Below are 17,338 nucleotides of genomic sequence, written 5' to 3' on the forward strand. Positions count from 1 at the left end.
TGCCTAGAGCAGGCTCGCTCCGACATTGATCGCGAGTGCCAGGATTGTCGTATTGAAGAGAAACGACAGCACCGCATGAAGCAGCGTGATCTTGCGCATTGTCATAGAGGAAACGGCAACATCCGCCGTCTGTGCCGCGACGCCGATCGTGAATGAGAAATAAAGGAAGTCCCAGTAAACAGGCTCTCCGATCCTGTCTGGGAAAATCAATCCTTCACCTTTGTCCAGTCCGCCGTAAAATCGATGGGCGTAATGGATGGTGAAGAGCGTATGGAGGAAAATCCACGAAACCAGGATCGTGACGACCGCCGCACAGGCCCTGGCCAAAGCCACATCAGGCGGCGCTTCTTTCACGGAATGCAGCTCGAGCCCGATGCCGGCAATGCTCGCGAGCGCCGCCGTGATCGACAGGAAAAGCACGAAGGTGTCGGAAAAATCCAGATCTTCTGCTCGCTTCCTGATATCCGCGACCGTCGCCCGCAACATCCTTCGCCAACTGATGCAGGTGAAGACGATGGCCGTAACGTTCCAGCCGATTAGCACATTCTTGGCGTTCACGTCCCGGGAAGTGAGAAGCAGGAAAACCGCCAAGCCTGCGATGAAAGCAATGATGATGGTCCGATGCCGGACCGCATAGATCATCATCGGGCTGCGCTGATCGTTGTCCGCCATGACTTTCCTCAGGCTCCATGCCCTTGATATCAGCACGAAAAAGGCGCGGCCGCCATTGGCAACCGCGCCTTCAGTTGCTTTCTATGAAGACGTTAGGCGGCAGCGAGCTGCAATTCCTTCTGGACCATCGTACGCAGCGCCGTCAGGTCCTTGGCGAAGGCGCGGATGCCTTCGGCGAGCTTTTCGGTTGCCATCGCATCTTCGTTCATCATCCAGCGGAAGGTCTTCTCGTCGATTTCGATCTTCGGCTCGGCCTCCTTGGCGTCGGGCGAGAGCTTGCGGACAAGCGTGCCCTGATCGCTGGCGAGTTCGTCGAGCAGCGCCGGGCTGATCGTCAGGCGATCGCAACCTGCCAGCGCTTCGATTTCGCCGGCATTGCGGAACGAGGCACCCATGACGATCGTCTTGATGTCATGCGCCTTGTAGTAGTTGTAGATGTCGCGGACGGACTGAACGCCCGGATCCTCTTCCGCAGTATAATCCTTCCCGGTCGACTTCTTGTACCAGTCGAGGATACGGCCGACGAAGGGCGAAATCAGGAAGGCTTTCGCATCGGCACAGGCAACGGCCTGGGCCTTGGAGAAGAGAAGCGTCAGGTTACAGTCGATTCCTTCCTTCTGCAGCACTTCCGCAGCGCGGATGCCTTCCCACGTGGAAGCAAGCTTGATGAGAATGCGGTCACGCTCAATGCCGCGCTCCTTGTAGGAGGCAATGATGCCGCGCGCCTTGGCGATCGATGCTTCCGTGTCGAAGGAAAGGTCGGCATCGACTTCCGTAGATACGCGGCCCGGCACGAGCTTCGACAAGGCGGCGCCGACTGAAATTGCAAGGCGGTCGGCAACGGCTGCGGCTACCGCATCGCTGTTTCCGCCCTGTTTCTTGCCCCAGGACACGGCTTCCTTGATGGTATCGGCAAACATCGGCGTCCCGAGCGCCTTCAAAACGATGGTTGGATTGGTCGTGCAATCCACCGGTTTCAGGCGGGCGACGGCCTCGATGTCGCCGGTATCGGCGACGACCGTGGTCATGTCTCGGAGTTGGTCAAGCTTGGATGTCATGGTCAAAAATCCCTTGTGAACTCGAACTGCTAACTTGAGCTGCGGCCGGCGCCGGTCCGGCCGAGACCTCCCCGTGCGTCCGCACATTTTGTCCCTCGGACAGACAAGTAACGGCTGTGTTGACGTGACTATCGCCGTTCCCTAAAGGGAAAGTCAAGGACATTTGTTCATTTCAATTGACATAAGTGTCACACGCGTCATTATCATCCTCAAGAAAAATGCCGGCGCTGTCGCCTCCGGGGTGCAAGTAGGGTGAAATTCACACAGGAGAAGATGTGGGTAAGCTGAAACGTGGCACGCACACCGCTTACTCAGAAGCCTCGTCGCTGAGGCTGCGCGCCGCGTGGCTCTATTACAATCAGGGCCTGACGCAAAAGGACGTCGCCGAGCAGCTCGGCATCAGCCGCACGACGGTCATCCGCCTGCTCGACGAAGCGATGAAGCGCAGCGAGGTGCAGATCTGGATCAACGATTCGATTGGCGACTGCGTCGAGCTCTCCGTGAAGCTGGAGCGCGCCTACGGGCTCGACGAGGCGATCGTTGTCCCCGCTCCCGTCAATTCCGACGTCGGTAGTCTGGCAAAGAGCGTCGGCCTCGCGCTCGGCCAGTTCCTGTCCGAGACGATTCCAGACGACTATACGATCGGAGTTGGCTGGGGGCGCACAATGACGGCGTCGCTTTCGAGTTTTCGTCCGCCCCGCCGCGCCAATTGCAAGGTCGTTTCGCTGCTTGGCGGCATCGTCGCCGTGCATCAAACAAACCCCATTGACTATACGTGGCGGCTGGCAAGCCAGCTCGGCGCCGAATGCTACATGTTCCTCTCGCCGCTGCTCGTCGATTCGGTCGAGACCAAGCGCAATCTGATCGAGAAATGCGGACTGGACACGATCTACCGGTTGGCGGAAGACCTCGATCTTGCGATCGTTAGCTGCGGTGACATCGGCCCGCATTCGACATCGCTGTCGGAGGGCTGGATTTCGAAGGCCGAACTGCAAGAGCTGATCGACGCCGGCTGCGTCTGCGACACGATGTTCAATTTTCTGGACAAGGACGGCAACACTGTCGATCACTCGATCAACAGCCGTGTGATGTCGGTCGATCTGGATACCCTGAAGAAGGCACGGCACATCGTGCTCTCCTCAGGTGGGGCGCACCGCGCGGTGGCGATCCGCGCCACCATCCGGCGCATCGGCTGCAATACGCTGATCACGGACGAGAGCGCCGCAAAGGCGCTCTTGGATTTGGCCGAGACGGTACCGCTTGTGTCTTCTCCCCAGCGGGGAGAAGTGTCGGATCGATAGCGCGGCGGTGAGGGGTGAGCGAGGTAGTCGCGAACGGCCGAGCGGCGCGAGGTCGAGTGTGTATCTCCCCGCTGGGAGAAGGGACCACGGCTGCCGGAATACTAAATCTTAAGCCTGACCGGCTTCCCAGCCGAGTATCGCCCGCTTGCGGGTGAGACCCCAATGATAGCCCGTCAAGTCGCCATTTTTCCCGAGCGCGCGATGGCACGGCACGACGAATGAGATTGGATTACGTCCTACCGCGGCGCCGACTGCACGCATCGCTGTCGGCTTGCCGATGTCGTTGGCGATATCGCTGTAGGTTACCGCCTTGCCGAATGGGATCTTGAGCAAGCTTTCCCAGACGCGGACCTGAAAATCCGTGCCGATGAGCACAACCCGCAACGGCTGGTCGGCAGACCACTTTCCGGGCTCGAAGATGCGCTCGGCATAAGGCGTGGTGGCCTGCCGATCTTCGACATATTGGGCATTCGGCCAGCGGCAAGTCATATCTTCCAAGCAGGCGGCCTCGTCGCCGAGATCGCTGAAGGCAAGGCCCGCAAGGCCGCGATCGGTGGCCATGACCAGCGCGACGCCGAAGGGAGACCGGTGGAAGCCGTAGCGGATCGTCAGGCCGCCGCCCTTTGCCTTCCATTCGCCAGGCGACATCGCTTCATGGGTGACGAAAAGATCGTGAAGACGGCTCGGACCCGAAAGACCCACCTCGATCGAAGTTTCGAGCAGCGGCATATCTTCCTTGCGCAGCAATCGCTTCGCATGATCGAGCGTAACCGCCTGCAGGAAGGCCTTGGGCGAAAGCCCGGCCCAGCGGGTAAACGTCTTCTGGAGCTGCGTCGGCGACTGGTTGAGCCGCGCGGCGATCGCCTCCAGCGACGGCTGGTCGCGATAATCCTCGGTGATGAGCTCGATGACCTGCCGGACGGTCTCGTAGTCCGGGCTCTCGGGCGTAATGTCTCTGTTCAGATTTGCGATCATATTCATCGTTCTTCTCCTTGTAACAAGGAGATAGTCAAGGGGAGGACCGCAAGCCACCCGTTTCTTGCGCAGCGTTCAAATACGCTGCTTGACCGCCGCAAGCGCGCCCTTGAAGGCGTTGGCGAAGCTTTCGCGATCATCTGGATTGAGGAAGGAGCCGATGTCCGTCCGCCGGCCCTCGCCGAAAATATGCATGGAGAGAATGCCGATTTCCTGGTGGCGGCGGACGAGGAAACGCGCCCAGAAGGGATTGAAGTGATGCTCCACCATGCGTCCGGAAGGCGCGAACTTGCGGATTGTGACATCAGTGCGCGAAACGGTCACTTCCTCACGCGCCTTGCCGGAGCGGTAGTTGAGCCAGAAGGCACCGTAGAGCAACGCGAAATCCAGCCCGAAGAAGAAGCCGATCGGCCAGGCACCGGTAGCGATAAAGAACATCCCATACATGAAACAGACGGCACCGGAAATCAGCAGCAGCACTCTGAAACCCTTGCGGCCGAGCGACCGGTAAGGAAAAAGTTCGGCTGCAAAAACAGGCTGTTCGTTCGCGCTGTCGGCGTTGCTTTCCGTCATGGCTGATGAGTATAGATTGTCTATGCCAGAACCGAAACTCAAATCCGCCCGCAAAGCCCCGCCAGGACCAGAAGTGATCAGCCGCCGCAAACCGGCGGCCGTACGCACCGCGTATTCGCAAGCCGAACGCGAAGAGATCTTCCGCCGCTTCTCGATCCAGCGACCGGAACCCAGAGGCGAGCTGGAACACACTAACCCGTTCACACTCGTCGTTGCCGTGGCGCTCTCCGCCCAAGCAACGGATGCCGGTGTCAACAAGGCGACGCGGCCGCTTTTCAAGGTAGCAGATACGCCGGAGAAGATGCTGGCGTTCGGCGAGGAACGCCTGCGCGACTACATCAAAACGATCGGCCTTTATCGCAACAAGGCGAAGAACGTCATGGCGCTCTCGCAGATGCTGGTCAACGAATTCAACGGCGAGGTTCCGCAGACACGGGAAGAACTCGTGCGCCTGCCGGGGGTCGGACGCAAGACGGCGAACGTAGTGCTCTCGATGGCTTTCGCTCAAGCGACCATGGCGGTTGACACGCACATCTTCCGCATCGCCAATCGCATCAAGCTGGCACCGGGAAAGACACCGGAAGAGGTGGAGGACCGCCTGATGAAGGTGATCCCCAGGCACTACCTCTATCACGCTCACCACTGGCTGATCCTGCACGGCCGCTACACATGCAAGGCACGCCGCCCGGAATGCGAACGCTGCGTGATCGCCGATCTGTGCAAATCACCGGAAAAGAGCTGCGAGATACCGGCGCCGCTGGTCGAATTACCGCCGCAGGTGATTGGCGAGGCCGTCGAGTAGCCGAACCATCGGCCTCCTCAAACTGCTCTGCGGTGAAAACCGAGGTCCCTTTGGGAAATCAGCTTGTAGAGATGAATCATCATGCCTGCAGCAAAGAGCGGCGTCAGCAGGTTGAGGAAGGGAACCGCCAGGAAAGCAGCGATGACCAGGCCGCCGAGGAAGACCGTGGAAGCGTGCTTCGCCCTGAAGAGCCGCGCCTCCTCCGGCGAACGGAAGCGCATCGCGGCAAACTCGAAGAACTCACGGCCGAGCAGATAACCGTTCACCAGGAAGAAGGCGATCAGGTTCACGCCCGGAATGAAAAGCAGGAAAAGGGCGACAATATTACCGACGATCACAACGCCTAAGAACTTGAGTGAACTCGCGATTGCCGGGCCGAGCGGCATGGCCGTTCCCGGGATATCCTCGGGATAATCCCGCTTCTCTACCACTTCCGCCACGTCATCGAGAAAAAGGCCGGCAATCAACGCCGTCACGGGCGACAGCAGCAGCGCCAGCCCCAAGGCAAGACCGATGCCTGCGAGAATGACAAAGACGAAGCTCAGCCAGCCAGCCCAATCGGGCACTTCCGGAAAGAAGCCCGCGATCCACGGAAACAGAAAAGTCATGAACAGGCTTCGCAGCATGAACCAGAGCCCAATGAGTGCCAGGAGCGTAAGCCCCAGCACCTTCCAGAAAACCGACCGGGTTTCCCGTGCAAAAAGGTTGACAAAGGCAAGGCGCGCGGCATCGAGGATCATTCTTCGCATCTCCGGTTTATGCCTGCGCATGTAGGAATCTCAACGCCCGACGGCAAGTCGAAATAAAATTACATGCAACAATGGAAAACTTGTCTAAAATAACACACTAATATATAGTCTATAGTATTCGATATAAACTTGAGCCTGGGACGCAGCTTCCGGAAATAGTTGCAACGGCAAGTCTCGCCAATAGCGCATCCGCGAAATGCCTCTGGGAAGTCAGGAGGCTGATGTGGAAGACTTTGTCCAGAAGCTCAGACACTATGTGAAGTCAGGCACTCCGGCCGAACGCAGGATCGCGAAATATTTTACCGAGCACCTGAACGACCTTCCTTTTGAGACCGCAGCTTCGGTGGCCGACCGCCTCGATCTAAGCCCGATGACGGTTGGCCGTTTTCTGCGCGCGCTCGGCTATCAAGGACTCGACAGCGTCAAAATTCATTTCCGCGAAACCGCCGTCACCTCTCCAGTCCAGCTTCAAAATTCGCTCAGCGAGTTGCAGACCGATGCCTCGGAAGGAAAGCCGCTTGCATTGCTCGTCACCGAGCAGATTCAGGCGCTGCACTACATCTATCATCTGACGGCACAGACGCACTGGGCCGAAGCCGTAGCGATGATCGGCACGGCGCGCGAAGTTTTCATTGCAACGCATGTACGGCTCGCGGGCTTCGCGACACATTTCGCCCACCGGCTGACACGGTCCCGCGATGGCGTCCACGCACTGGACGGTTCGACAAACCGCTTCGCCGAACTCTTCGCCCGCCCGAGCGGCGAGGGTGCCCTCCTGATCATCATCGATTGTCGACGCTTCGGCAAAGCGCGTCTGTTGGCGCGAACGGCGCGGCGTTATGGCTACAAGGTCGTGCTGATCACGACGGAAAACAGCGACTGGCTGCCCGATCAATCCAACATCATGCTGGCGCTTCCGCCTACCCGCTCGCCCGACGAGGACAATCTTCCCCCGCTGATCGCTCTTCTCGACTGTCTGTCGGAATCCGTCATTGCCGCCGCGGGCGAAGAGGCATTCGAACGTCGGCGGCGAATGTCGGAATTCGGCACCATTCTCGGAGAAAGCGGCAATCGCTAGCTTATCGCTTCCAGCTCGGCGCGATGGCGATACATCGCGAGAAACCGCCGGTATTCGCGATCATACAGAGCCCGCTTTGTCACGTCGGGCGCACGCTCGTCACCCCCGGGATACATTGCCGCCCCGGCCGCCATGAGATCCTTATGTAAGCCGCAGGCAACAGACGCCCCGATCGCAGTTCCCAGCAGCACAGCCTCATTCATCTTCGGCACGACGACCCTGCAGCCCGTAGCATCCGAATAAAGTTCCATCAGCACGGGGTTCTTCACATGCCCGCCAGCAACATGCAGCGTGTCCGGCGCGTAGCCATATTCCTTCATCTTTTCGAGAATATGCCGGATGCCGAGCGCAATGCCGACGGCCGTACGCCAGTAGAGTGCGCAAAGCCCGTCGAATGACGTATCGAGCGTCAACCCGCTGATGGTGCCGACCGCGTGCGGATCGGCAAGCGGCGACCGGTTGCCATGGAAATCCGGTAGCACGAAGATGCGCGAACCGAGTGTATCGCCTTCTTCGGAACGCAACTGCGCAATGCGGGACACAATCTTCTGATGCAATGCGGCGGTCGGCTCGCCGCCGGCGGCATGCATGCGCACAATATGATCGAGCAACGCGCCAGTCGCCGATTGGCCGGCTTCAACGAGCCACGAATCCTGAAAGACGACCTCATAGTAAGGTCCCCACATACCGTGACTTGGCTTGCGATCGCGGGAGAACGAAATGATGCAGCTCGAGGTTCCTGCGATAAGCGCCAGATGACGCTCAAGCTGCGCTGGGTCGGCCGCATAGCCGGCAAGCGCGCCAAGCGCGCCCGCATAGGCGTCGATCAGGCCCGCCGAAACATGGCAATCCGTCGTCAGCCCGAGAGCCGATGCAGCCTCCTGGGTCAAGGTGCCGACGCTCGCACCGACCGGCACTGTCTCATCGGGCAGACGGCCGCGTTCCTGCAGGTCTTCCAATCCGATCTGCGCCAGAAAATCTCTTTGCCAGCCCTTTTCCTTGTGCGCCAGATAGTTCCACTTCGCCGTCAGCGTGCTGCGCGAACGGGCAAATGAGCCCGTCGCTTTCCATGTCATGAAGTCGGCAAGGTCGAAGAAATAGCCGGCGTTCATCCATGTGCCGGGCAGTTTTTTCTTCAACCACATCAGCTTTGGCATCTCCATCTCTGGCGACATGAAATGCCCGGAATGATCGAGAACCGCATGTTCGGTGGCCGTGCAGAAATCCGCCTCGTTCAGCGCCCTGTGGTCGAGCCAGACCATGGTGTCGAAGCGTCTCTCGCCGCCCGTCGAGACGCTGATCTGCCCGCCATCGACATCGCGGACGACGAGCGAGCATGTGCCGTCGAAGCCGATCGCGCCGACGGACACGGGAGCTGCGCCCGATTGTCCCATCGCCTTGCGAACGGCGATGCAGACCGCGGACCAGATGTTTTCGGAATCATGTTCGGCATGGTTTTCACGTGGCCTGTTCATGATGATCGGATGTTCGCCTTTGCCGAGCAGGCGTCCGCAGGCGTCGAACACGCCAGCACGCGCGCTGCCGGTGCCGACATCCACCGCAACCACATGATCATGCATCAAGGGTGAGTCCCGTCCAGCTTTTGTTTCTGGATAAGGTGTATCAAATCCGGCATCGCGTCAAACACGAGTTCCGGCGTAAGTCGGTCGAGTTCGGCACGATAGCCCGCAAAATTGGCATGTGAGCCGCCGGTAAAGGCAAAGACTGTCATGCCTGCAGCCTTGGCCGCCTCGATGCCCGCAGGGCTGTCTTCGATTACGACGCAGTTCTTCGGATCGACACGCATTTCGCGCGCCGCATGCAGGAAGAGATCGGGCGCCGGCTTGCCATTCTTCACCATCGAGGCGCTGAAGATGTTCGGCAGCTTGTCGATAAGGCCGGTGACCGTGAGCGACAGCCTGATACGCTCGACTTGGCTCGACGAGGCGACGCAGCAGGGGATGGCGAGCGCGTCGATCGTCGCACCTATGCCTTCGATCGGCCTCAGTTCCTTCCTGAACCGCGCATAAAGATTGGTGCGGATGCGCTCGAGAAACTCCTCGCCGGCATGCACCTCGTATTCGCTCTTCATCGTTTCGATGACGGTAGCGAGGCTTTTGCCGAGGAATCGTCCATAGACCTCTTCCTCGGTGATGGGGATGCCGAGGTCGTTCATCGCCCCGACGAGCACGCTTACAGAAATCGGTTCGCTATCGACGAGAACTCCGTCGCAATCGAAAATCACCAGGCGTATTTCAGCATCAGTCATGAACGACCAACCAGAGTTCGGATCGGATGCATTGTCGTTGCGCCCCCCTATGCATAAGGCCGGATCGATGGCGGCAGGATTTGCCGCCATCCTGATTTCCTACACTGCAAGCTTGCCGTCGAGATAGAGCTGCAAGGTCGCGCGGGTGCCCTTTTCCCACAGGGTTTTCAAGGCATGCGCGAAACGCTTGCGGAATACCTCGGATTGCGACACTTCGCCGAAAATGTCTTCGAAGGCAAGGAATGCCATCGGATCGTCCTTTGCCTTCAGCGCGGCCGCATGGAGGCGGTCGGCACTGGCATCATTGAAGGCGATCTTTTTGCCGCTATCGGTCGTGCCCGCGAAATAGCGGCACCAGAGAGCCGAAACCAGCGAAAGGCCGACGACGTCTTTGCCCTGGCGCAGATTGTCGAGCGTCGAGGGCAGGATGAATTTCGGCTGACGGTTCGATCCGTCCTGCGCCAGACGCGGGACCGTGTCGGCGATCTTCGGGTTGAGAAGACGGCGCTCGATAAGCGCGAAATAATCCTTGAGCGAGGTGTTCGGCACGGGCGGCACGATCGGGATGATCTCGTCGTTTTCGAGCGTGGCGAGAAAGGCGCGGATCAGCGGCTCTTCCATCGCATCATGCACGAAATGAATGTCCATGAGCGCCGCCGGATAGGCGATCGCCGCATGGCCGCCGTTCAGGATGCGGATCTTCATATGCTCGTAAGGCGTGACATCTGGAACGAAGGTGACGCCGACCTTTTCAAGCGCCGGCCGTCCGGCGGTGAATTTGTCTTCCAGCACCCACTGCTTGAACTCTTCGCAATAGACCGGCCAGTTGTCCTCGATTCCGAACGTGTCCTTCAACAGATCAATCTCGCGCTGCCCGGTTGCCGGCGTAATGCGATCGACCATGGCATTCGGGAAGGCGACATTGGCCTTGATCCACACGGCAAACGCCGGATCGGAGAGCTCCGCCGTACCCAAGACGGCGTTTCTGGTGACGGCACCGTTATGCGGAATGTTGTCGCAGGACATAACGGTGAAGGGCACGATGCCCTTCTCCTCGCGCGCCTTGAGACCGGCAACGATCAGGCCGAAAACGGTTTTTGGCTCGGACGGGTTCTGTCCGTCCGCAGCAATCGCCGGATGCGCCGGATTGAACTTTCCCGCCGCGTCGATGAAATATCCGCCCTCGGTGATCGTCAGCGAGACGATGCGGATTGCAGGATCGGAGAGCTTGGCGATGATGGCTCCGGAATCGCCGACCGGCAGGATACCGACCATCGGACCGGTCACACGCGCCGCCGTCTTGTTGTTATCCTGCTCCACGACCGTTGTCAGAAAGTCCTGCGCAGCAAGCTTCTCGCGCATCGCGGCGTCGGAAGGGAGCACGCCTGCGCCGATGATGGCCCAGTCGTGATTCTGGCCCTCGTTGAAAAGGTCGTCGAGATAGATAGCCTGGTGCGCGCGGTGGAAATTGCCAACGCCGAAGTGCACGATGCCAGGCTTGAGCGACGCTCTGTCATAAGCCGGGATGGTGGCCGTTTTAGCCGCATCGGAAAGCGTTGCCAGCGATAGTTTGCACGTCATGTTTCAGTCCTCTTGAGGCCTTGCGGAGCGTATCCAGCCGCCCTGCTTTCGGCAAACCGGGCGCCTTGCCCGGTCTGCATTCCCACCCCACCCGGCCGTCGCCTCAGATGGCGAGGCCGCCCTCGTTGAATTTGTGGATGCGCGCCTTGTCCGGCGTCAGATGGACGATGTCCCCGGCCTTCGCCGCGAAATCGCCGCCACCGCGTGCAGTGACCGAGCCGATGCCTTCGACATCGATATGCAGGAACGTGTCGGAGCCGAGATGCTCGGCGACGATAACCCTGCCCTTCCAGTCACCGCTGTCCATCGAAAGCAGCACATGCTCAGGACGCAGGCCGATCGCGTGGGCATTCAGCGCCGCCGCATTCTGACCGGTGATGAAATTCATCTTCGGCGAGCCGATGAAGCCGGCAACGAAAAGATTGCGCGGGCTCTTGTAAAGCTCGAGCGGCGAGCCAACCTGCTCGATGTTGCCGCGGTTCAACACGACGATCTTGTCGGCCATGGTCATGGCTTCCACCTGGTCGTGGGTGACGTAGACCATCGTTGTCTTCAGTTGCTGGTGCAGTTCACTGATTTCCAGGCGCATGTTGACGCGAAGTGCGGCATCGAGGTTCGACAGCGGCTCGTCAAAGAGAAAGGCCGACGGCTGGCGCACGATGGCGCGGCCGATCGCAACGCGCTGCCGCTGGCCGCCGGAAAGCTGCCGTGGTCTCCGCTCCAGATAGTCAGTGAGGTTCAGAACGCGTGCGGCGTCGGTTACCTTCCTGTCGATCTCGGCCTTGTCCATGCCCGCCATCTTCAGCGGGAAGGCAATATTGTTGCGCACGCTCATATGCGGATAAAGCGCATAGGATTGGAACACCATCGCAAGTCCGCGCTCGGATGGCGCCTTTTCGGTCGCGTCCTTGCCGTCGATGACGATCTTGCCGCCGGAAACGTCCTCCAGCCCGGCGATCAGCCTGAGCAGCGTGGACTTGCCGCAACCCGAAGGGCCGACGAAGACGACGAATTCGCCGTCCTTGATTTCGAGATCGATCGAAGGGATGACCTTGGCTTCGCCGAAGACCTTCGAAACGCTCTGAAGGGTAATGCTGCCCATGTTTCTCTCCCTGATGTCTTATTTCACCGCGCCGAAGGTCAGCCCGCGGACGAGTTGCTTTTGTGAGAACCAGCCGAGGATCAGGATCGGCGCGATTGCCATCGTCGATGCTGCGGAAAGCTTGGCGTAGAACAGACCTTCGGGGCTGGAGTAGGAGGCGATGAATGCTGTCAGCGGCGCGGCTTTCGAGGCGCTGAGATTCAATGTCCAGAAGGCTTCGTTCCAGGCCAGGATGATGTTGAGGAGTAGCGTCGAGGCAATGCCCGGCACCGCCATCGGCGTCAGCACGTAGATGATTTCCTTGGCGAGCGACGCGCCGTCCATGCGCGCCGCCTCGAGGATCTCGCCGGGGATTTCCTTGAAGTAGGTGTAGAGCATCCAGACGATGATCGGCAGGTTGATCAGCATCAGCACGATCACCAGCCCCAACCGGCTGTCGAGCAGCCCGGAATTGCGGAACATCAGGTAGATCGGGATCAGCGCGCCGACCGGCGGCATCATCTTTGTCGACAGCATCCACATCAGCACGTCCTTGGTCCGCTTGGTCGGCGCAAACGCCATGGCCCAGGCGGCCGGGATCGCGATGATGAGACCGATCAGCGTCGAGCCGAAGGAGATGATCACCGAATTCATGAAGTGGCCGAGATAGTTCGACCGGCTCTGCACCTCTGCATAGCTTTCCGTCGTCCAGTGGAAGAACACGAACTGCGGCGGCGAAGCGATGGCGTCGGCTTCCGACTTGAAGCTCGTGAGAAACGTCCAAAGGATCGGGAAGAAAATCAGGATCGCGAGCGTCCAGGCGATGGCCGTCATGATGACCTTGCGTTGAGTGGTGACTTTTCTAGCCATCTCAAGCCTCCAGATTCTTGCCGACAAGGCGGACAAGGAAGATCGCGACGATGTTTGCGAGGATGACGGCAATGATACCGCCCGCCGAGGCACCGCCGATATCGAATTGCAGAAGCGCCTGCGCATAGACGAGGTAGGTCAGGTTCGTGCTTTGCGTACCCGGGCCGCCGTTAGTGGTGACCAGGATTTCGGCAAAAACCGAGAGCAGGAAGATCGTTTGGATCAGGATCACGACCGTGATGGCGCGCGCCATATGCGGCAGAATGATATAGATGAATCTGGATATCGCGCCAGCGCCGTCCATTTCCGCAGCCTCCTTCTGCTCCTCGTCCAGAGACTGCAGAGACGTGAGCAGGATCAGCGTCGCAAACGGCAGCCACTGCCAGGCAACGATCAGAATGATCGAGAAGAGCGGCGCGTTTGCCAGCCAGTCATAGGGCTGCAGGCCGAGCGCCTTCGCAAGATGCGCGAAGAGCCCGTTGACCGGGTTCATGAACATGTTCTTCCAGACGAGGGCTGCGACCGTCGGCATCACGAAGAAAGGCGCAATCACCAGGATGCGCACAATGCCCTGGCCATAAATGTCCTGGTCGAGCAGCAAGGCGAAGGCGATACCGCCGACCACCGTGATGATCAGCACGCCGAGCACCAGCAGCAGCGTATTGGTGAGCGCCGCGAAAAAGGCCGGATCGGACAGGAAGTAGCTGTAGTTCAGAAAGCCAACGAAGCTCTCCATTCCCGGGCTGAGAAGATTGTAGTTCAGCAGCGAGAAGTAGATCGTCATCACAAGCGGAACGATCATCCAAGCGAAGAGAAGCACGACGGACGGTGCGATCATCATTCGCGCTGCGGAGCGGGTGTGTAACGTTGCCATGGCGATGACCGATCCTGTTTCGAGGGGCACGCGGCTGCAGGGCAGCTAGGAAAAAAGGGGCCGCCGACGCAATTCGGGCATTCGGCGGCCCAGAGGGGCGGGAGGTCAACAATCCCACCGTCTCAGGAGGTTGTTATTTGATGTATCCAGCCTTGGTCATTTCGCGGGTCGTCAGTTGCTGCGCGCTCTGCAGGGCCTGTTCGACCGAGAGCTGGCCGGCGAGAGCGGCCGAGAACTGCTGGCCGACGGCCGTACCGATGCCCTGGAACTCCGGGATCGCCACAAACTGAACGCCGACATAGGGGACCGGCTTGACGGTCGGCTTGGTCGGGTCAGCGGCGTTGATCGAGTCCAGCGTCATCTTCGCAAAGGGTGCGGTCTTCTGGTATTCCGCGTTCTCATACAGAGAGGTACGCGTACCGGGAGGGGCGTTCAACCAGCCTTCCTTCTCGGCGACGAGCTTGGAGTAGTCCTTGCCCGTTGCCCAGGCGACGAACTTCTCGGCCGCTTCGACCTTCTGCGAACTCGCCGGGATAGCGAGGCTCCAGGCCCACAACCAGTTGCCGCGCTTGCCGAGCCCCTTGTCCGGGGCCAGTGCGAAGCCGACCTTGTCGGCGACCTTTGACTCCTTCGGGTTGCTGACGAAGGAAGCCGCGACGGTAGCGTCGATCCACATGCCGCACTTGCCGGTCTGGAAGAGCGCCAGGTTTTCGTTGAAGCCGTTCGACGAAGCGCCGGGAGGGCCGGCTTCCTTCATCAAGTCGACGTAGAAGCTCAGCGTGTCCTTCCACTCCGGCTGGTCGAACTGGGGTTTCCAGCTCTCATCAAACCAGCGGGCGCCGAACGAGTTCGACATCGCCGTCAGGAAGGCCATGTTTTCTCCCCAGCCGGCCTTGCCACGCAGGCAGATGCCGTAGATTCCCTTGTCCTTGTCGGTGATCTTCTTCGCAGCGTCAGCGATGAAATCCCAGGTCGGCGCGTCGGGCATCTTCAGGCCGGCGGTATCGAACAGATCCTTGCGGTACATGACCATCGAGCTTTCGCCGTAGAATGGCGCAGCATAGAGTTTCCCGTCTACGGTCAGGCCGCTGCGGATTGCCGGCAGCAGGTCGTCGGCGTCGTAGTCGGCGCCGAGGTTGTCGAGCGGCAAGAGCCAGTTCTGCTTTGCCCAGATCGGAACTTCATAAGTGCCGATCGTCAGAACGTCGTATTGGCCGCCCTTGGTCGCGATGTCGGTCGTGACCTTCTGGCGCAGAACGTTCTCTTCGAGGGTAACCCATTCAAGGTCGATGTCGGGATTCTTTGCCTTGAAGTCATCCGTCAGCTTCTGCATCCGGATCATGTCGCCGTTGTTCACGGTCGCGATCGTCAGCGTTTCGGCCGAAGCCATGCCGGCAAACGCCAATGCTGAGCAGGCGCCCAGCAGAATAGTTCTCAATGTCATATCTTCCTCCCAGAAGATGGGTATGAGCATTCGCTTTGCTCATGGGCAATTACTCACCACTGGGTACGGAATGTCAATTGAATTCGTTGCTGCGATAGCGAAATGACTGGCTATCCTGTTGATTCAAAACAGTATAATTTTTGCTCAAATACTGAGCAAAAACTCAGCCGTCTCTTCATCAGTGATCAGACTATTGATCTGACGGCCAACGATTGCGGCTCTTATCGCCTTAAATTTGCGCTTGCCCTTGGCGATTCCTATGACTGTCGAGGTTTCGCGTGAAGGAATCGAAGCCGACGCGACGCGTTCGTTGATCGGATTATCGAGAAGCCTGCCCTCCCCGTCGAAAATCCAGCCACAGATTTCGCCGATCGCGCCCTCGCGCATCAGCTCCATCATCTCGTCCTTCTCCAGGAAGCCGTCGACGCAAAGCGGGCCGTCGATGCCCAGTTCGCCGATACCCACGAAGGTCACATCGGCTTGGGCACTTATCGCAAGCGTGTAGCGCACGAGTTGCTGGCCATGGAGCAATTCGCGCTCCTCCGCCGAGGTGACGAGCACTGGCAGCGGCATCGGGAAGTGCCTCGCCTTCACCGCATCCGCCATGCTGAAGATGACATTGTAATAGGCGGCCGAACCGTCCGGGGTGATATTGCCCGTCAGCGAAACGATGCGATGGTTCGGACATTCAATCATCGGAAGCTGGTCGACAGCGGCTTTCAGCGTACGGCCGGTTCCAACGGCGAGCACGATCGGATCCGGCCGCTTGAGCCAGCGCTCAATCTCGGCTGACGCCGCTTCGGCGATGCCGACTGTCCTCGATGAAGACCCCGGATCGCTCGGCACGATCTCGACATGCTTGAGGTCGAATTTCTTCCGCAGCTGGTTGGCAAGCTCAAGGCAGGCAGCAATCGGATGATCGAGCCGCACTTTGATGAGTTTTTCGGCGACGGCCAGCGACACCAGCCGCTGCGCCGATTGCCGCGAGATACCCATCGCAGAGGCGATCTCGTCCTGCGTACGGCCAGCCACGTAATAGAGCCAACCTGCACGCGCTGCGTCGTCCAGCCGTCCCGATGTCTCGGTTCTTTTCGCCATTGAGGTCTACCGCGTGTATGAATGTTCTCTGAGTCTGCGCAGCGCCAGATCAGAACAAAATTGAGCAAAAGTCGAGTGCATTGAGAAAATGCAACGGTCGCGTGGGCGAAAATTCGCTCAGGCGAACCAATTTGTGACGAAGAAGATCGCAGCCTTGATAAGGCCGTAGCTCACGCCGCCGACTACTGTCAGCGAAATCCCGGCCATGATCATTCCGAACAGCGAAAAGAGACCGTCCCTGCCCAATATGCCGAAAGAAAACAGGCAGATGGCGAAGGCCGGTAGGATATTGCCGAGCGGGATGGGAAGCGTGAGGATGATCGCAAGCACCAGGCAGAGAAAGCCCGCAAGATATTCGGCAGGCGGCTCTACGAGGAAGGAAAGCCTCGGCTGCAGCATGCGTTCGGCAAAGGCGAGCCAACGGTGGATGCGCGAGACGACCACTTCGAAATCCTCGCGCCTCATCGAGCGGCCGGCGATTACCTTCGGCAACCATGGCTTCAGCCCGAATGTCAGCTGCGAGGCCAGAAAGAGCAGCGGCGCGCCGAGGATTGTGGAGGTTCCCGGCGGCGTCGGCACCAGATTGGGAATGGCAAAGACCAGCATCAGCGCGCCGGTCGCGCGGTCTCCCATCACCTCGAAAAGATCGCCGATTGAAATGCGCTCACGGCTTCTGTCACCCGCAAGCTGCCTCAGGATAGCAGAAAGCCGCCGCCCCTTTGGGCGTGGACCCCTGACAAAATGCCTGCGTGATCTCTCCATTCCCTCGATTGTCATTGCATCCCGGCTCGTCGGCTTGCGACTGATACCATCCCAGTGTGAATCTTCTCTGTCGAATGCGCCGCCATCATGGCCGTGCCAGTTCTGGATCACGGCCATTACATGACTATTTTTCGCCGACACCCTTCGCTTG

17 protein-coding genes are annotated in these 17,338 nt (G+C 59.3%); 3 read left to right on the plus strand and 14 right to left on the minus strand.

The genetic code is table 11. The annotated features are described in order from the left end of the window. Nucleotides 1-3: 3 nt before the first annotated feature. Complete coding sequence (locus tag BN1800_RS05905) at nt 4-672, minus strand: DUF1345 domain-containing protein (protein WP_086995404.1); 669 nt, start codon at nt 670-672, stop codon at nt 4-6. A gap of 92 nt (nt 673-764) precedes the next feature. Next, a complete protein-coding gene (gene tal, locus BN1800_RS05910) occupies nt 765-1,730 on the minus strand; it encodes a transaldolase (RefSeq protein ID WP_027507916.1) in 966 nt (321 codons plus the stop codon). Between the two features lie 275 nt (nt 1,731-2,005). Between tal and BN1800_RS05915 the strand changes: the two genes are divergently transcribed. Further along, nucleotides 2,006-3,031 carry a sugar-binding transcriptional regulator gene (locus BN1800_RS05915; RefSeq protein ID WP_086995407.1) on the plus strand — a complete coding sequence of 342 codons (1,026 nt, stop codon included), beginning with the start codon at nt 2,006-2,008 and terminating at the stop codon, nt 3,029-3,031. Between the two features lie 108 nt (nt 3,032-3,139). Here the strand turns inward: BN1800_RS05915 and BN1800_RS05920 are convergent, their stop codons facing one another. Together BN1800_RS05920 and BN1800_RS05925 are read right to left on the minus strand one after the other, a co-directional pair. After that, a complete protein-coding gene (locus BN1800_RS05920) occupies nt 3,140-4,012 on the minus strand; it encodes a methylated-DNA--[protein]-cysteine S-methyltransferase (RefSeq protein WP_027507914.1) in 873 nt (290 codons plus the stop codon). Nucleotides 4,013-4,081: 69 nt separating this feature from the next. After that, nucleotides 4,082-4,579, minus strand: a complete 498-nt coding sequence (locus tag BN1800_RS05925) for a DUF2244 domain-containing protein (RefSeq protein WP_086995410.1) — start codon at nt 4,577-4,579, stop codon at nt 4,082-4,084. A 22-nt stretch (nt 4,580-4,601) separates the two neighbouring features. Here BN1800_RS05925 and nth point away from each other — a divergent pair, with 22 nt between their 5' ends. Next, a complete protein-coding gene (gene nth, locus BN1800_RS05930) occupies nt 4,602-5,381 on the plus strand; it encodes an endonuclease III (protein WP_244564445.1) in 780 nt (259 codons plus the stop codon). Between the two features lie 17 nt (nt 5,382-5,398). Here nth and BN1800_RS05935 read toward each other — a convergent pair whose 3' ends face one another. Then, nucleotides 5,399-6,121: a sulfate transporter family protein gene (locus tag BN1800_RS05935; protein ID WP_027507911.1), complete on the minus strand. Its 723-nt coding sequence runs from the start codon at nt 6,119-6,121 to the stop codon at nt 5,399-5,401. Between the two features lie 232 nt (nt 6,122-6,353). Between BN1800_RS05935 and BN1800_RS05940 the strand changes: the two genes are divergently transcribed. Beyond that, on the plus strand, nt 6,354-7,208 hold the full coding sequence (locus tag BN1800_RS05940; RefSeq protein ID WP_027507910.1) for a MurR/RpiR family transcriptional regulator: 855 nt from the start codon (nt 6,354-6,356) through the stop codon (nt 7,206-7,208). On the opposite strand, the gene BN1800_RS05945 is transcribed toward BN1800_RS05940, so the two are convergent. The 9 genes from BN1800_RS05945 to BN1800_RS05985 form a co-directional block, all read right to left on the minus strand. Further along, nucleotides 7,205-8,788 (minus strand): FGGY-family carbohydrate kinase, encoded by a 1,584-nt coding sequence (locus tag BN1800_RS05945; RefSeq protein WP_027507909.1) that lies wholly within the window; start codon nt 8,786-8,788, stop codon nt 7,205-7,207. The two genes, BN1800_RS05940 and BN1800_RS05945, sit on opposite strands and share 4 nt — an antisense overlap. Further along, complete coding sequence (locus tag BN1800_RS05950) at nt 8,788-9,477, minus strand: HAD family hydrolase (RefSeq protein ID WP_027507908.1); 690 nt, start codon at nt 9,475-9,477, stop codon at nt 8,788-8,790. The genes BN1800_RS05945 and BN1800_RS05950 overlap by 1 nt, the downstream gene beginning before the upstream one ends. Before the next feature lie 99 nt (nt 9,478-9,576). Next, nucleotides 9,577-11,058, minus strand: a complete 1,482-nt coding sequence (locus BN1800_RS05955; RefSeq protein ID WP_086995416.1) for a mannitol dehydrogenase family protein — start codon at nt 11,056-11,058, stop codon at nt 9,577-9,579. Nucleotides 11,059-11,161: 103 nt separating this feature from the next. Beyond that, complete coding sequence (locus BN1800_RS05960) at nt 11,162-12,160, minus strand: ABC transporter ATP-binding protein (protein WP_086995419.1); 999 nt, start codon at nt 12,158-12,160, stop codon at nt 11,162-11,164. Between the two features lie 18 nt (nt 12,161-12,178). Continuing rightward, nucleotides 12,179-13,009: a carbohydrate ABC transporter permease gene (locus tag BN1800_RS05965; RefSeq protein WP_086995422.1), complete on the minus strand. Its 831-nt coding sequence runs from the start codon at nt 13,007-13,009 to the stop codon at nt 12,179-12,181. 1 nt (nt 13,010) lies between these two features. Further along, entirely contained in the window at nt 13,011-13,883 is an 873-nt protein-coding gene (locus BN1800_RS05970) for a carbohydrate ABC transporter permease (RefSeq protein ID WP_027507904.1), read from the minus strand. Nucleotides 13,884-14,016: 133 nt separating this feature from the next. Further along, a complete protein-coding gene (locus tag BN1800_RS05975; protein ID WP_086995659.1) occupies nt 14,017-15,327 on the minus strand; it encodes an ABC transporter substrate-binding protein in 1,311 nt (436 codons plus the stop codon). A 144-nt stretch (nt 15,328-15,471) separates the two neighbouring features. After that, the gene (locus BN1800_RS05980; RefSeq protein WP_027507902.1) at nt 15,472-16,425 is read right to left on the minus strand and encodes a sugar-binding transcriptional regulator; all 954 of its coding nucleotides are present in this window, start codon (nt 16,423-16,425) and stop codon (nt 15,472-15,474) included. Nucleotides 16,426-16,542: 117 nt separating this feature from the next. Further along, on the minus strand, nt 16,543-17,121 hold the full coding sequence (locus BN1800_RS05985; RefSeq protein WP_244564446.1) for an exopolysaccharide biosynthesis protein: 579 nt from the start codon (nt 17,119-17,121) through the stop codon (nt 16,543-16,545). Nucleotides 17,122-17,338: the final 217 nt, after the last annotated feature.

This window comes from Rhizobium sullae, from assembly GCF_900169785.1.
Taxonomy (GTDB): Bacteria; Pseudomonadota; Alphaproteobacteria; order Rhizobiales; family Rhizobiaceae; genus Rhizobium; species Rhizobium sullae.

Coding starts and splice junctions, on each gene's coding strand:
- BN1800_RS05945 (WP_027507909.1), bottom strand. CDS start 8,788: ATGCATGATCATGTGGTTGCGGTGGATGTCGGCACCGGCAGCGCGCGT.
- BN1800_RS05905 (WP_086995404.1), bottom strand. CDS start 672: ATGGCGGACAACGATCAGCGCAGCCCGATGATGATCTATGCGGTCCGG.
- BN1800_RS05935 (WP_027507911.1), bottom strand. CDS start 6,121: ATGATCCTCGATGCCGCGCGCCTTGCCTTTGTCAACCTTTTTGCACGG.
- BN1800_RS05970 (WP_027507904.1), bottom strand. CDS start 13,883: ATGGCAACGTTACACACCCGCTCCGCAGCGCGAATGATGATCGCACCG.
- BN1800_RS05975 (WP_086995659.1), bottom strand. CDS start 15,327: ATGACATTGAGAACTATTCTGCTGGGCGCCTGCTCAGCATTGGCGTTT.
- BN1800_RS05920 (WP_027507914.1), bottom strand. CDS start 4,012: ATGAATATGATCGCAAATCTGAACAGAGACATTACGCCCGAGAGCCCG.
- nth (WP_244564445.1), top strand. CDS start 4,602: ATGCCAGAACCGAAACTCAAATCCGCCCGCAAAGCCCCGCCAGGACCA.
- BN1800_RS05965 (WP_086995422.1), bottom strand. CDS start 13,009: ATGGCTAGAAAAGTCACCACTCAACGCAAGGTCATCATGACGGCCATC.
- BN1800_RS05955 (WP_086995416.1), bottom strand. CDS start 11,058: ATGACGTGCAAACTATCGCTGGCAACGCTTTCCGATGCGGCTAAAACG.
- BN1800_RS05980 (WP_027507902.1), bottom strand. CDS start 16,425: ATGGCGAAAAGAACCGAGACATCGGGACGGCTGGACGACGCAGCGCGT.
- BN1800_RS05950 (WP_027507908.1), bottom strand. CDS start 9,477: ATGACTGATGCTGAAATACGCCTGGTGATTTTCGATTGCGACGGAGTT.
- BN1800_RS05960 (WP_086995419.1), bottom strand. CDS start 12,160: ATGGGCAGCATTACCCTTCAGAGCGTTTCGAAGGTCTTCGGCGAAGCC.
- tal (WP_027507916.1), bottom strand. CDS start 1,730: ATGACATCCAAGCTTGACCAACTCCGAGACATGACCACGGTCGTCGCC.
- BN1800_RS05925 (WP_086995410.1), bottom strand. CDS start 4,579: ATGACGGAAAGCAACGCCGACAGCGCGAACGAACAGCCTGTTTTTGCA.